The sequence below is a fragment of the Neisseria sp. P0021.S005 genome (assembly GCF_051956955.1).
On sequence record NZ_JBQCWY010000924.1, the window covers coordinates 1 to 488 of the forward strand.

The window sequence follows — 488 nt, forward strand, 5'->3', positions numbered from 1 at the left end:
AACACGATTTCCTGCTGATCGATAATCAGGCTGGGGAAATAGATTTTTGCCTGTTTGTTAAACAGCCACACGCGTTGGGTCGCATCAATCACCACAACCGCTTCCTGTACGCGGTTCAAAACCAAATGGTTCAAGCCGCTGATACGGCGGTAGGCCAGTTGATGGCGGCTGGCGGACTCTGTGGCCTGCTCCAGATAACGGGCGGCAAACGAGGTCAGCATCGCCACCAGATAGCTGGCGCCGATCAGCATCAAAGAATTCGCCACTGATTTTGCATCCCAATTAAATGAATCGAAACGCATACTGCCGTCTAAAAACAGGTTCAAAATAAACAACATTGCCGTATAGCCTGCATACAGCATAGGATAGTGGCCATAACTGAGCAGACACGACGTGGCGACAAACGGCAAAACCAAAATTCCGAAACCAGAAGCCGTACCGCCGGAGATATACACCAAAACCATCATCATGGTGATGTCGACCACGGC

Annotated in this window: 1 pseudogene; it reads right to left on the reverse strand. The window is 50.2% G+C overall.

Annotated elements, in window-relative coordinates:
• Positions 1 to 488: pseudogene (locus ACTHUE_RS20185) on the reverse strand (sensor histidine kinase); the annotation flags it as partial.